11 protein-coding genes are annotated in these 14,139 nt (G+C 58.3%); 2 read left to right on the forward strand and 9 right to left on the reverse strand.

The genetic code is table 11. The features are described 5' to 3' along the window. Positions 1-7: 7 nt before the first annotated feature. From ABLQ08_RS24900 to ABLQ08_RS24930, 7 genes are all read right to left on the reverse strand, one after another. Entirely contained in the window at positions 8-592 is a 585-nt protein-coding gene (locus ABLQ08_RS24900; RefSeq protein ID WP_352947907.1) for an amino acid synthesis family protein, read from the reverse strand. Beyond that, positions 589-1,173: an amino acid synthesis family protein gene (locus tag ABLQ08_RS24905; protein WP_352947910.1), complete on the reverse strand. Its 585-nt coding sequence runs from the start codon at positions 1,171-1,173 to the stop codon at positions 589-591. Before ABLQ08_RS24905 ends, ABLQ08_RS24900 begins: the two co-directional genes overlap by 4 nt. Then, positions 1,166-2,041 carry a UPF0280 family protein gene (locus tag ABLQ08_RS24910; protein WP_352947913.1) on the reverse strand — a complete coding sequence of 292 codons (876 nt, stop codon included), beginning with the start codon at positions 2,039-2,041 and terminating at the stop codon, positions 1,166-1,168. The genes ABLQ08_RS24905 and ABLQ08_RS24910 overlap by 8 nt, the downstream gene beginning before the upstream one ends. Beyond that, entirely contained in the window at positions 2,041-3,540 is a 1,500-nt protein-coding gene (locus ABLQ08_RS24915) for a 6-hydroxynicotinate reductase (protein WP_352947916.1), read from the reverse strand. The genes ABLQ08_RS24910 and ABLQ08_RS24915 overlap by 1 nt, the downstream gene beginning before the upstream one ends. After that, positions 3,537-6,302, reverse strand: coding sequence for a molybdopterin-dependent oxidoreductase (locus tag ABLQ08_RS24920; RefSeq protein WP_352947918.1), 2,766 nt, complete (start codon positions 6,300-6,302; stop codon positions 3,537-3,539). Before ABLQ08_RS24920 ends, ABLQ08_RS24915 begins: the two co-directional genes overlap by 4 nt. Then, positions 6,295-7,149 carry an FAD binding domain-containing protein gene (locus ABLQ08_RS24925; RefSeq protein ID WP_352947921.1) on the reverse strand — a complete coding sequence of 285 codons (855 nt, stop codon included), beginning with the start codon at positions 7,147-7,149 and terminating at the stop codon, positions 6,295-6,297. The genes ABLQ08_RS24920 and ABLQ08_RS24925 overlap by 8 nt, the downstream gene beginning before the upstream one ends. A gap of 317 nt (positions 7,150-7,466) precedes the next feature. Beyond that, positions 7,467-7,913, reverse strand: coding sequence for a MarR family winged helix-turn-helix transcriptional regulator (locus ABLQ08_RS24930; RefSeq protein ID WP_352947924.1), 447 nt, complete (start codon positions 7,911-7,913; stop codon positions 7,467-7,469). 208 nt (positions 7,914-8,121) lie between these two features. On the opposite strand from ABLQ08_RS24930, the gene ABLQ08_RS24935 reads away from it, so the two are divergent. After that, the gene (locus tag ABLQ08_RS24935; RefSeq protein WP_352947927.1) at positions 8,122-9,297 is read left to right on the forward strand and encodes an amidohydrolase family protein; all 1,176 of its coding nucleotides are present in this window, start codon (positions 8,122-8,124) and stop codon (positions 9,295-9,297) included. A gap of 95 nt (positions 9,298-9,392) precedes the next feature. Here the strand turns inward: ABLQ08_RS24935 and ABLQ08_RS24940 are convergent, their stop codons facing one another. Then, the gene (locus tag ABLQ08_RS24940; RefSeq protein WP_352947930.1) at positions 9,393-11,438 is read right to left on the reverse strand and encodes an FAD-dependent oxidoreductase; all 2,046 of its coding nucleotides are present in this window, start codon (positions 11,436-11,438) and stop codon (positions 9,393-9,395) included. A gap of 144 nt (positions 11,439-11,582) precedes the next feature. Between ABLQ08_RS24940 and ABLQ08_RS24945 the strand changes: the two genes are divergently transcribed. Beyond that, positions 11,583-12,629 carry a helix-turn-helix transcriptional regulator gene (locus ABLQ08_RS24945; RefSeq protein ID WP_352947933.1) on the forward strand — a complete coding sequence of 349 codons (1,047 nt, stop codon included), beginning with the start codon at positions 11,583-11,585 and terminating at the stop codon, positions 12,627-12,629. A gap of 35 nt (positions 12,630-12,664) precedes the next feature. On the opposite strand, the gene ABLQ08_RS24950 is transcribed toward ABLQ08_RS24945, so the two are convergent. Beyond that, on the reverse strand, positions 12,665-14,134 hold the full coding sequence (locus ABLQ08_RS24950) for an amidase (RefSeq protein WP_352947936.1): 1,470 nt from the start codon (positions 14,132-14,134) through the stop codon (positions 12,665-12,667). Between the last annotated feature and the right edge of the window lie 5 nt (positions 14,135-14,139).

Consider the following 14,139-nt stretch of genomic DNA (forward strand, 5'->3'; position numbering starts at 1 on the left):
CGTCGCGTCAGCGCAGACCGTCTTCTCCGACAGCCTCCTCCGCTGTCAGTCCGCCGACACGCGGCAATGGGCGTCCGCTGTCGGTGACAGCGACCGCAACAAGGATTTCGTTGGCTCTCGGGGCATCGTTGAGACGCACTTCGATCCCATCGAAATGCGAACGGACATAGGCCGCATCCTTGTGCCCGAGCGGCACGTCCAGCACCTGGCCGGGACCACCCATCTTCTTTGATGAGGGTACGAGTGCCGCTCCCTTTTCTACGGTCTTGCGCAATGGAGCGCCGAGCTTCGGGTGAAGAATGGCGGCAGCATGTTCAAGCTCGCCGTTCTCGCCAACCATTGCCGCCTTGCCGTAGCTTTCCGCTGCCGATGGCGAAATGCCGAGGGCCGCAACGCATTTTTCACCGAGCAAACCTCCCAGCTCGGCTCCGATCTCCATCAGTTCGCCCAGGTCCTCGGCATACTGGCCGGCGAAGGGGTTGGCGATGACTGCAGCGGCAACCGCCTTGCGCGTTGCCGGGGCAATGACCTTGTCAGCTTCCTTGTGGGTTTCCTCGACCCAGACCGCAACTTTTCTGATTTCGGCACTCATCTCAGACCGTCCTCCCCCTTGATATCGGCGGCTTCCAGTCCGCCCGAGCGTGCGTGGATGCGCGGCCCTGTGGTCATGACCAACGCCAGCAGGATTTCGTCGGTACGCGGTGCGTCGTTCAGACCGACTTCCATCGAATCGAAGTGACTGCGGACGTAGGACGCGTTGACATGTGTGACCGGAACATCGAGACGCGCACCTGCAGCACCAACCTTTTTGGACGACGGCACAATGGCCTTGGAACCGCCAATCAGCTCGCGCATCGCATAACCGCCCGGGGCGTGCCAAAGCGCTCCATGCTCTAGTTCACCCTCGCTGCCGACAAGAGCGCCCTTTCCATATCCCTCGACCACCGACGCATCGCCTCCAAGCGCATCGACAAGCTTCCGCGCCATCAGTAGTCCGAGCGGCTTCAGATCTTCGATGAAACCCTGGATCTCGGGCTCATACCGACCCGCAAACGGGTTCTTGATCACGGCCAGGACAGCCGCCCGGCGCAATGGCACGCCGCCGACGGGACCGCCTTCGTGATAGATTTCTTCAACCGCAGTTGCCATTTTTCGCACTATTGGCTCAGGCATATTCCACCATTTGCTTGTTCTGTTTAGAGCTGAGGCAAGACGCGCCGACGATGCGCTGCTCACCTTGAAGATGAAGGGCCGCTCCAGCGATCAGACCGTCGCTCAGCATGCGGGTTGCCACGAGCATTCCGGCTTGCAGGGCCTGTCCGCATTCGTGGAATGTCAGATTGCCGCGTCCGGTCACGACTGGCCGCGTTCCAAGATCGCTGTCCGGCTGGATCTCATTGGCAGGCTTTCGATTGATCGAAGGATGTCCCGGCAGATCCACTGCGTTGGCAATCAGCGTGGCAGCAACGTCCGCATCGGCGGCGTTTGCCGCCAGAACGGTGACCGCGTCAGCTATGCCAAGAGACAGGCTGCGGCCGCCCTGCCCGCTCGTGGCAATGCCGTTGATACCGCTCTCTGCAGGAATGATTGCACGACCGAGATCAGTCCCTGAGAGCCCGGCCATGGCGGTCGTGAAATGCGTTCCGCTCTCAAGGTGCAAGGCAATGTCGCCGCCATTGTTCACATAGGCGCGATTGAGCGGCGTGCTCCTCAGCATGGCTGCCAGCACTTCGTCCGCAACCGAACCGGCAACAGCTGCCATCGGTGTTACAAAGCATCCGGCGGCATGTCTTTTGACAGCGCGGTACATCCTGCGAGCGACAGCCCCGATCGGCAGCCTCGCTTCAGGCACTGACCTTAACAATGGTAGCTCTGACACAATCTCCTGCAAGATCGTCTCAAACCGGTCCGCAGCAGCACGAAAGGCAAGTTCGCGTGTTTGCGGGGCCAAGGGGTCGGCACCGATGATCAGGTCGATCGGACCGTGCTGCAGATGCAACCTCTCACCGCTTCCCAACAGTCCTGCGACTGGCCCGCTCATCACCTGCTCCTGCTTTCGGCTTTCCAGCGGTAATTGTGGCTTGCGGTCGGATCCTTGCCGTTTTCGGCCTTGCCAACCCTGCGAATGCCGTCTGTCAGCACGTTTTCGACGGGCTGCACTTCCTTCATGTGACCGCCGAGGGCTTCATAGTCGGCAAGGCGCATGGTGAATTCGATAGGCGCAACCAGCGCCGGGGTCGGCACGTAACCGAACGAGTTGGTCGGCATGTCCAGGACATCTGACATCACGGTGATACCGCCGCCGGGCCAGACATAGGCATCGGCGCCGCCGCAGGACACGTAAGTCAGGGAATCCTTGACAGAATTTGTGAGCCGCACCGGATTTTCCGTCACACCGGCACGCAGCGAACCACCGGCACCTCCCATGAACAGGACGGAGCAGACCGAGGGTTCGCAATTCTCTGCAATCCTCTCTGCCGAAGCGCGCAGCCTGTCCGGAATTTCGGCCGCCACCGGCTGCAGATTTTCATCGAGTTCGAAATACGCCCATTGTTCGCCGGTCGTGGAGACCATGAGCAAACGCAAGCCCTGCCAGGCGACTTTCGGATCGGAGTCCTTGAGGATCGAGAGCGGGTCGTCGACATCGGTTCCACCCCATCCGGTTCCAGGTTCCGCCACCTGGAAGTAGCGACCGGGTGTCGACCGGCGTCCCTTGATGCGGATGCCGGACGGCGGAACGCTCAGAAGCTTACCGGCCTGGTGCTCGGACAGGACGCCGGTAATGTGGTCATCGACGACAATCACCTCGTCCACCTGTTGCGCCCACTGGCTGGCAAACATGCCGATGGTGGCAGAGCCGCAGCCGACACGCATCAGTTTTTCCTCGACACCGTTGATGATCGGAGCCTTGCCCGCCTGCACGACGACGGTTGCTCCGTCATCGATGGTCATTTCCACCGCTTCGCGGTTGCACAGACGCAGCAACGCATCGCAGGTGATGCGACCTTCCTTCTTGCTGCCTCCCGTCAGGTGTTCCACTCCACCCAGCGACAGCATTTTCGAGCCGTATTCACTGGTCATCACATGACCGATCGGCTCGCCGGCAACCCGAACAGGTGCCCGTTCGTGACCGATATGGCGATCCGTGTCGATTTTGACCTTCACACCGCAATAACTGAAGATGCCTTCGGTCACGACCGTAACCATGTCGACACCGTCAACTTCCTGACTGACGATGAAGGGGGCGGGCTTGTAGTCCGGGTAAGTGGTGCCTGCGCCTACAGCGGTCACGAAGGGACGATTGCCCTGCACAAGATCGCCGTCCCAATCGTTCCCGTCGCCGTCACGCAGAAACGGAACTGCCTTGACACCTTTTTCCTGCGAAGTCTCGATGATCGTCAGCGGGTCAAGCCGCACAAGTTCGCCATCGTGATTGGCATAGCGGTCGCAAGCTCCGGCTTTTCCCTCGGCGATGTAGCACATGACCGGGCAGGCATCGCAGCGGATCTTCTCGGAATTGGCTGTTGCTTCATTCGTCATTTTGGTTCTGCACTCTTGATGGCAGCCCGCAATCGGGCAGGCGTTACCGGAACGCTGCGCACCCGTACGCCAGCTGCGTGAGTGATCGCGTTCAAGATGGCGGGGGCAGTCGGGATCAGAACGTGCTCGCCAAGCCCTTTGGCGCCGTACGGTCCATGGGCATCCGGCTGTTCGATGATATGCGTCTCGATCGGTGGAATATCGCCGATGGTTGGAATGAGGTAGTCATGCAGGTTTTCGGTTCGACCCGGCAGGTACTCCTCCATGAGCGCCATCCCCAGGCCTTGGGCGATCCCGCCCTGCACCTGCCCCTCGACCAGCATCGGGTTGATCGCGCGCCCGACGTCGTGCGCAGCGACGAACTTCACGACGCGTGCGGTTCCGAGCCGGATATCGATCTCAACTACCGCAAGATGGGCCGCATAGCCGAACTGAGCATATGGAACGCCCTGCCCGTTTTCATCGAGCGGTTTTGTCGGTGGATCGTAGGTCTCTTCAGAGCGAAGAACGTAACCTTCCGCATCGGGTTCCAGACGGGACAACTCGATCAGGTGGCTCTCACCTGCTTCGGTAATCTCGATGACGCCATCGCCAATGGTGATGGCCGCGGCGCTTGAGGCATTTGCCAGTTTGAGAATGTCGGAACGCATCGCTTCCCCGGAAAGCCGGGCGGCATTTCCGGAAACGAAAGTTTGCCGCGAAGCCGATGTCTTGCCTGCATCCGGAGTGACATCGGTGTCGGCGCCGACACGTTCGATCTGCCCGGCCGGCACGCCCAGGGCGGTTGCAAAGATCTGGGTGATGACCGTGTTGGCACCCTGCCCGATATCCATAGCACCCTGGTGCAGCACCAGGGTTCCATCAGCTCGGATCCCAGCCTTGATCGTCGACGGGTTCGGCAAGGATGTGTTGCCACATCCGTACCAGCCTGCCCCGATCCCGACACCGCGTTTGATCGTGTGGCCTTCGGTTCGTGATACTTCATTGAATTCTTCCACGGCTTCGCGCTCATCGTTCCAGGAGGGCCGCAACGCTTCCAGGCATGGTTTGATGCCGACACCTTGCCCGAAGATCTGACCGCAAACCGTGGGAACATTGTCCTCAAGGGCATTCAGCAATCTGAACTCCAGCGCATCCATTCCAAGCTTATCGGCGAGTTCGTCGAACAGTGTTTCCTGCGCAAGTGCGGATTGCGGAACTCCGAAACCACGGAAGGCGCCCGAAGGTGGACAATGGGTATGCACACCCTTCGACTCTGCCCGGTAGTCGGCGATCCGGTAAGGCCCGGAAGCATGGACGGGAACGCGGTTGGCGACAGTCGGTCCCCAGGACGCATAGGCGCCGGTGTTGAAATCGCCGTAAAAGTCGAATCCGCTGATGCGACCATCCTTTGTTGCGCCGATCTTCAGTTTGATCGCCGCGGGATGCCGCTTGGTTGTCGACTGCATCGACTCTGTTCTGGAATATGTAAGACGGACAGGACGCCCGGTCTTCAATGCGCTGATGGCGAGATAGGGCTGCAGCGATATGTCCAGCTTGGAACCGAAACCACCGCCTACTCCGGTTGGTATGATCCGTATCTTTTCGCGGTCCATACCCAGGATTGCTTCAAGCGCATCGAGGTCCATGACCGGCGCCTGTGTGCAGGCATGCACTTCGACGCGTCCATCGCGGATTTCCGCGTAGCCGGCTTCGGGTTCGATATAGGCGTGTTCAACAAACCCGCTGTCAAATTGTCCTTCGACCGTTACGTCGGCGGATTTCAACGCCGACTGCGCATCGCCGCAGGCCACGAAACCACCGCACATGACGTTCCCCTTCCGGTCGTCATGAAGCAGAGGCGCACTATCGGCCAATGCATCGGTAACGGTAGCAACGCTGTCGAGAGCGGTCCAGGTGACAGGAAACTCTTCCGGGTCGAAGACACGCATTGCCGAAGGCGTGCCGATCACAGCAGCGACAGCCTCACCGCGAAAGCGCGTTTCGGTCTCTGCAAATACCGGCTGATCCTCGAAGCCCGGAATGACGCCAAATCGATTTAACCCAGCTACGTCGGCAGCTGTCAGCACAGCCTCAATCCCTGGCCGCGTGGCGACATAAGCATCCAGGTCGCCGAAGACGAACGCTGCGTGCGGGAACGGTGAACGAATCAGTTTGATTTCAAGCGTGCCCGCCGGCGCAACATCATCACCAAATGCTTCCGTTCCATGAACCTTGCCATGTCCGTCAAGGCGGCGAATATCCTCACCGACCGATCCGGCGCTTTCGGGCCGCTGGTCAGCCTGCAAGTCTCCGGCTTCGACAACGGCGTCAATGATCTTGCGATACCCGGTGCAGCGGCAAAGCACGCCGCCTAGTGCGTCTTCTACGGCCTCTTCATCCGGCGACGGGTCGCGGCGCAGGAGCGCCGTCGCAGAGACGATCATCCCAGGTGTACAGATACCGCACTGGGCCGCGCCCTTGTCTTGAAACGTCTCAACCAGTCGCCTGGAAGCCGGATCTTCCGATACCAGCCCACGCAGCGTTTCAACGTTGCGTCCTTCCGCCTGATGAACCGGCGTCAGGCAGGCACAAACCGGTTTGCCATCCAGGAGAACCGTGCATGCACCGCAGTCGCCCGCGTTGCAGCCGATCTTGACGTCACGCGCGTCGAACTGCTCGCGCAGCGTCTCGGACAGACGCTCACCCGGCACGACTTCGGCAGCAACATCTTCACCATTCAACCTGAACGTGGTGAGTTGACGTGTCAGGATCTTATTCATCCCTGCTTCCTTCGGTAGCTGCTGCAAGCAGAGCGCGGCGGCAAAGTTCAGCAACCACTTCAACCCTGTAGGTTGCGCTGCCGCGGACATCGTCAATCGGGTTCAAAGATTCCAGATGGGTTGCTGTAACCAGTTCAGGATTCTTCAGGATCTGGACAGACGATCCTTTCAACTCGTCCTCGAGGGCAGGCAAACGCCGAGCCACAGGCGAACATGCTCCGACCGCAACCCGGACTGTCTCGATGACATCGCCTTTCCCCAGCGTGACGCAGGCGGCGACCATGGCAATGGAGATCACCAGATATCGGCGGCTGCCCAGCTTCTCGAATGCGGCAAACGTGCTTTCCGGAAGCGCGGGAATGTGGATCGCGCTCACCAGCTCCCCCGGAGCAAGCGCGGTCTTGCGAACACCGGTGATGAAATCGGAAAGGGCGATTGTACGTGTGCCGGATCGGGCTGATATCTCGACCATGGCGTTGAGGGTCAGAAGCGGAGGCACGCCATCTGCGGCTGGTGATGCATTGCAGAGGTTTCCCGCAATTGTGCCCGAGTTCTGGATCTGTATCGAACCAACTTCCCGGGCAGCTGCCTTCAACCCGTCAAACATGGTCGGAAGAGGCTCGGCAACAATCTCGCTCCAGCGGGTCGTTGCGCCTATCCGCCATCCTGCGGGCGTCCGGGAAATCCCTTTAAGGTCTTCAATACGGGTCAGATCCAGCAGGTCGCGTGACGGACCGCCTTCCTTCATCGCCGGATAGAAATCAGTTCCTCCCGCAACAATGGCAACGTCGCGTCGATCAAGATGATCAAGCGCTTCCGCGATTGTTGTTGGTGCCAGGTAGTTCAAAGCACACCCCCGATACTCTCCCAATATCGTTAGTGCACCAACGATAATCTTGCTTTTGTTTTCTTGTCAAACTCTTCCGGAATGGAATTGGTTCTCGGCTGGTTGATGTTCAGTATTAACCTACTGATTTCTTTAGGGAAAAATTTTTGGCAAACCTGGTTTTATCGCTGTATTGACTGCTATCCACGGCTGCAGTGCTTCCAATTCCGGCTTATAACCAGCGCCATTCCTTGAGAAAAGACGTCAAAAATACAACCGATCAACCTCGGGATCGCTGAGATCCCGGAGTGCCAAAATGCGTGCCGGTGCTTCGCTGTTCAAGCCAGTTTCTTCAACAATCGCAGAAACGTTTTCTGCTCGCTGGTCGTCAAAGGACCAAGCGTCTCACGTGTAATCACGTGACCCATGTCATAAAGCTCTTCTATCAACGACTCGCCTTTTTCGGTAAGGGAAATCAGAGCTCGCCGCTTGTCATTGGGGTCCGGGTTCAGCTCGATCAGTTCCTTGGCGCGCAAGCGGTCCACGACACCCTTGATTGTCGCGACATCCATGGACGTCAGCCGCCCCAGCTGATTCTGCGAACATTGCCTGACTTCGTTCAGCCGGATCAATGCGGAGAATTGCGTGGGCGTTAGTCCGAGTACCGCATGTTCCTGAAATATCGCGGCATGCCGTTGACTGGCCAAACGCAGAATATATCCCACCTGTTCATCAAGGTTGTAGGAACCACGAGTTTCCGCGCTTGCAGTTTCTTCGAGAGACAATGCTATTCCTTCCGCATCTGGAACGTTCATCCGGTTTTATTTGAACCGATCCCGACGAGAAAGCCAAATCCGGATCGGGGAAGTCATTTGCGTGAACATACCGGCCACCAATCGCACCTGTGATCTGAAACCCGTCTTTCACGGCTTGATCGGAGTAAATATCATGTTAGTGTACTAATGAAAATAGCTAGCTTCCGGGAGGGTCAACGTGGCAAGTGAAGTGCAGAAACTGGTCATCCGCAATATCGGGCTCCTACTGTCGGGAAAGTTGGAGCAACCGATTTTCGACGGCGACTGCGTCATCGCGGTTGACGGGAAAATCGCCGGCTACGGCTATGAAAAGGATATGGATACGGAGGGTGCGACAACGGTAATCGATGCCAACGGCGTCACTCTCGCGCCAGGTCTGATCGACAGTCACATCCACCCGGTTGTCGGTGACTACACACCGCGCCAGCAGCAGCTTCACTGGATTGACTCGACTTTGAACGGCGGCGTGACAACGATGATTTCCGCGGGCGAAGTTCATATGCCGGGTCGGCCCAAGGACATTGTCGGCCTGAAGGCAATGGCAATTGCCGCGCAGCGCTGGTACGAGAATTTTCGCCCCTCAGGTGTGAAGGTACTCGCCGGAGCTCCTGTCATCGAGCACGGAATGGTGGAGGAGGATTTCAAGGAACTTGCAGATGCGGGCGTCAAACTGCTGGGCGAAGTTGGTCTGGGGTCCGTCAAGGACGGCAAGACCGGCAAGCAGATGGTCGACTGGGCGCGCAAATACGGTATCCAGAGCACCATTCACACAGGCGGGCCTTCCATTCCCGGCTCGGGGCTTGTCGACGCGGATATGGTTCTTGAAACCGGAACCGATGTCATCGGCCACATCAATGGTGGCCATTCGGCACTGCCGGACGATCAGATCGTGTGCCTTTGCGAAAGCTGCACAAAGGGTCTTGAGATCGTGCACAACGGAAACGAACGTGCGGCCCTCTTGACCTTGAACACCGCGCGCGAACTCAAACAGCTCGACCGGGTCATTCTCGGCACAGACGGTCCGGCGGGGTCAGGAGTGCAACCGCTGGGTATTCTCAGAATGGTCGCGATGCTTTCCAGCCTCGGCAACGTACCGGCCGAAGTCGCCTTTTGCTTTGCCAACGGCAACACGGCCCGCCAACGCGAACTCGATGCCGGTCTTCTCGAAGAAGGTTTCAGCGCGGACTTCGTGCTGATGGACCAGGCTCAACACGCTCCGGGCAAAACACTTCTGGAATCGGTTCAGCTCGGCAACCTGCCGGGCGTCGGCATGACGATCATTGACGGCATTGTTCGCAGCGAACGCAGCCGCAACACACCGCCGGCACAAAAGTTGCCGTTTGTGGTCACGTGACGACAAGATCTGGTCGTGGCCAGCATGGTTGCTGAAGGATGCACCGTTGCCGGTCCGGCATAAGTCGGACCGGCGATGTACTTTTCCACTCCCCATCAGGCAAGCGGCATAGGCAGATGGGCGGGCGTCCTCACGTTGGCATCATCATCCAGTGCCCTTGCCCATCGATGACCGGCATGAACGGCCGCCGCGATGATGGAAGGTGCTTCGCAGTCGCCAATTCGGGAAACCGTCTTGATGCCGACACTGGCCCAATCTTCGTTCCGTTGCATGAGTCCTGTGTAGAGCTCATCGTTCGGCGAACGGGATGTCAGGACCAGCAAGGACCCGAGCGGCAGTGTCAGCTCCTCATCGCTGTGCACGCAGGCCAGGCTGACATTGGAATTATCAGCGCCCTTCAGTCGCTTCAGGCGTTCGATCCGTACCCCCAGGTCCAGCAGGCGCGCGATGACTTTGTGCTGTTCCATGGTCAGGGCGAGATAAGGCGCCACTTCGCTGGCGGGAGTAACGAAAGTGACGTCGAGACCTTCCTTGACGAGCTTTTCCGCGATGACGTTGCCCAGATATCCACCATCTTCATCATAGATGACAACTGGTCCGTTGACCTCGCAGCCATCCAAGATGTCGTCCGGCGTCAGCACATTTGCCTCGGTGCCTTTCAGAACCGGCGAAAGGTTCCATCTGCCGATTCCGTCTCGCCGCCAGGTCGCGCCTGTTGCGATGACAATGTGCTGCGTCCCGAATTCGAGAATGTCCGCGACACTCAGAGGAGACGCCGGATAGAGACTTACATTTCCAAGCTGCTGTAGTGCATAGAGCCTATAATCGGCTACCCGGATCCACTCAGACAATCCGGGAAGTCCGGCTTCCCGCCTGACACGCCCTCCCAGCTCTTCCCGGGCGTCGGCAACGGTGACTTCGTATCCGCGTTTGGCGAGGATGTTGGCGCATTCCAGTCCCGCGGGGCCGCTGCCAACAACAAGAACAGCGTCATTGGACCCCTTGGGCGGCACATTCTCTGGATGCCAGCCTCGACGATATTCATCCATGACCGTCGGATTCTGTGTGCAACGCATCGGCGCATAGGACAGTTCGCCCGATGCACAAACGTTGCAGCCGATGCACTCCCGGATCTCATCCACCCGGCCTTCATCAATCTTGTTCGGAATAAACGGGTCTGCAATCGACGGACGTGCCGCGCCAACAAGATCCAGCACCCCGCGTTTGACCTGGCTGAGCATCGTGTCCGGAGATGTAAACCGTCCCACGCTCACCACCGGCCTGTTCGTGATCTTCTTGACGAAAGCGATCTGTTCTTCCTGAAACCCCTCCTTGGAAAACCGTGATGTCTGGCTGTCTTCCGGCCAGTCTGAAAGATTGACGTCCCAGAGGTCGGGCAGGTCTTTCATCGCTTCAACAAATTCCTGCCCCTGCGCCAGATCACCGTCAATCTCGTTGACCGCAAAGCGGAGCGCGACGGCGCAGCTGTCGCCGATCTCTTCATGCATGTCCTGCAGAACCTCGCGCAAAAGACGCATGCGGTTTTCCAACGACCCTCCATATTCATCCAGGCGCGTGTTGTAGGCCGTCTGCAGGAACTGACTGAATATCGAAAGCCCGTGCCCGGCATAGGCGTAAACGATGTCAAACCCTGCCTCCTTTGCCCGGCGCGCGGCGGCCCTATGTTGCTGGCGCAAAAGACGGATATCGGACTTATCCATGGCCTTGGATTGAAACGGTTCCACAGATTCCAGCGTCAGATGGGAAGACGGGCCAAGCGGAGGCGTTCGTGATGCCCTGTTGCCAGCAGCAAGCCCGACATGACCGAGCTCCACGCCCGCGAGCGCTCCGTGACGATGGACAGCCTCGGGCATACGGGCGATTCTTCCGACATCGGCGTCGGTCCACAAATGCAGCGATGGAAAGGGCCAGAATTCCGTCGTATTGCTGATCTCAGCAATTTCCGTACAGACGACGCCCCAGCCACCTTCGGCTTTCATTTCGCGCATACGGGTGTTTGCGTCTGGAGCATTGTCGCTTGTGCCGGAGCAATGCGGAACCTGGTAGAAGCGGTTTTTCGTGGTGACCGGCCCGATTTGCAGCGGCTCGAACAGAACATCGTACCGCGGGTCTCTCGCCATGATCAATCTCCCTGGGTAAACGTCCGAAATCCTGCGTTTCTTGGCTTGGGAACGGACAGTGCCTAATGTTCCTGAAACTAGCTGAAGCACACGCTCACCAAAGGGTCCCAAAAGGGACATGCCGAAATACAAGATGATGCTGCAATGAGTCACCGAGCCCCGAGCAAATCAATCAACTTTGCAAACGCCATCAGCGCTTGTGGCACCGGGGACTTTCAAAGTGCCCTGCTCGAAGCAATCCGCCGTTTTCTGCATGCCGACACCTGCGGAGTGCTGCAATATTCCCGCTATTCGATGCCCTATTACCTGTTGCGCGACAGTGTCCCGGAGCAGGAGATTGATCTGTATCTTTCCGGCGCCTACCGGTTCGATCCGTTTTTCCGATATTGGCGGCAAACCGGAAAGACCGGTGTCGTCAGTCTTGGTGACCTCAGCGTTTCAACGGGGCATATTCGAGAAGACTTTGAAGACTACCTGATGTCTTTTCATCCCCGAACCGGCATGGCTGACGAGTTGGCGCTGCTCAGTTCAAAAATCGGAAGCGCCGTCGATAACTATTTTTTTCTTCGCCGCGAAAAGTTCACACCTGACGAACTTTCTGCGCTGGAAGACGGATTCCCGGCCATTCAGGCTTTGTGCGACTTGAACTTGAAACTTCTGTTGAACTCACTGAAATCCGGCGGCGGCACCGCTTTCGGCTTCCCCGGCACGGATTCTTTCCTGATCGAGGACAGCAGTGGACACAGACTGTTTGCAAGTGAGAAGTGGGATTGCGTTGTTGGCAGCAACATCACCCTTTCAGACGCTGTCGAAAAGGCAAGGCGTTCGCACCCCGGTGAGCCGGAATTGCTGACTTCAGGGCATGTCGTTTCAGAAAAGCTGCATGAAGACTTTCCGCTCGCCCCCGGCGGCCGCATCACATTCGTCGTGCTGCGGCAAATGGCATCCGCCTCCCTGGACCTTTCGGAGGTTGTGAAACAGGTCTTCAAGGACAGGCTGACAGCCAGGGAGTTTTCCATTTGCAGCCTCGCGGTCCGCGGTTTTCCAACAACGATCATTGCCGAAAAACTTGGCATTTCGTCCGGCACGGTGAAGAACCATCGGAAAAGGATTTACCGGAAGCTGGATATTACGACCGAGAGGGAACTGTTCCTGATGGTTTTGAACCATCTGGAACAGTTGCAGGACTGAAATGAGCACTCTCAAGTGTCGCTGTCAGCACTCAATCATGCAAGCAATTCGCGTCGATCCTGCATTGCATCCGGCGCCTGGCACATTTCCGGCAGAATCTGATCCCAGGGTTTTTCAAGTTCAATCTGCCTGGCCAGTCTGAAAAGGGTTGCTTCATCACCATAGCGAGCGGCAAACATTATGCCGACTGGCAGACGTTCGGGCGTCCAGTGGAACGGGATCGACATCGCCGGCTGACCGGACACGTTGTAAGGCCAGCAGAACGGCGAATAGTCGTAGACACGCGAGAAATACTCATCCGCGGATTTGAAGCCGGTTTCGTAGACCCCGAGCGGCCAGGGGCGCTGCGAGACCACCGGCGACAATATCAGGTCGTACTTGGCAAAGGGGGCCGCAACCTGCCGGGAAAGTGTGTGCATGTTCTGGCGCGCCTGCGCATGGTCCAGAGCAGAAAAGCGCTTTGCTTGCTCCGCAATACGTCCGGTTATCCATTCCAGCTTCGGGTGATCCGTCAGATCTTCGCTGATATCGAGCACACGACTGAGATTGTTGAGGTTGTTCGTGCCCCACAGCACAAGATTGACATCCTGGAAGAGCATGCCGTCAATTTCGGGGGTGAACGGTTCAACATCGTGGCCTAGTTTGCTCAAGAAGCGGGCGGCTTCCTCAACTGCTCGGATACACTCCGGATCGATCTCGACATCGTGGTGAGGAGTGGTGTGAAACCCTATCCGCAACTTGCCGGGAGTTCGACCGACTTCGGACAAGAAAGGCCGGTCCGGTTTCGGAGCGACATAAGCGTCCCCGGGCATGGACCGCGCCGACGCATCCAGCAAGGCGGCTGAATCGCGCACGCTTCTCGTCAGTCCATGCAACACGGACAGACCGTTGTTGCCCTCGAAGCTTCGAGGACCCAAGGAAACCCGGCCACGCGTGGTCTTGAGACCGAAGATCCCGCACTGGCTCGCCGGATTGCGGATGGATCCACCTCCGTCGCCGCCATTTGCCATCGGCACGATCCGGGCCGCGACGGCTGCGGCCGAACCGCCGCTCGATCCTCCCGGGCTCCGACTGAGGTCCCAGGGATTACGGGTAGGTCCATACGCTTCGGCCTCAGACGTTCCCGAGTTGCCGAGTTCCGGTGTACTGGTCTTGCCGAAGACGACCAGACCGGCATCGAGGTATAGCTGCGTCAGCGTGGTGTGTTGCCGGGGAACGATATGATCGAATACGTGGCTGCCTCCCCGCGTCGGCACTCCCGCATATTCCAGCCCTATGTCCTTGATCAGAAAGGGCACCCCCTTGAACGGACCTTCCGCCAATCCCCGATCAATTTGCTTGCGGCCCTCGTCATACATCGTGTGCACGACGGCATTTAAGGCAGGATTCCGGGCTTCGGTACGCTCGATCGCCGCCTCGAGCAGTTCCGAGGGCGACACCTCGCGCTCACGGACCATTCTGGCCATGTCGATAGCGTCCAATTGATCAAATTCAGGCAACATCATGGGCC

It is taken from the genome of Roseibium sp. SCP14, from assembly GCF_040329475.1.
Classification (GTDB): Bacteria; Pseudomonadota; Alphaproteobacteria; order Rhizobiales; family Stappiaceae; genus Roseibium.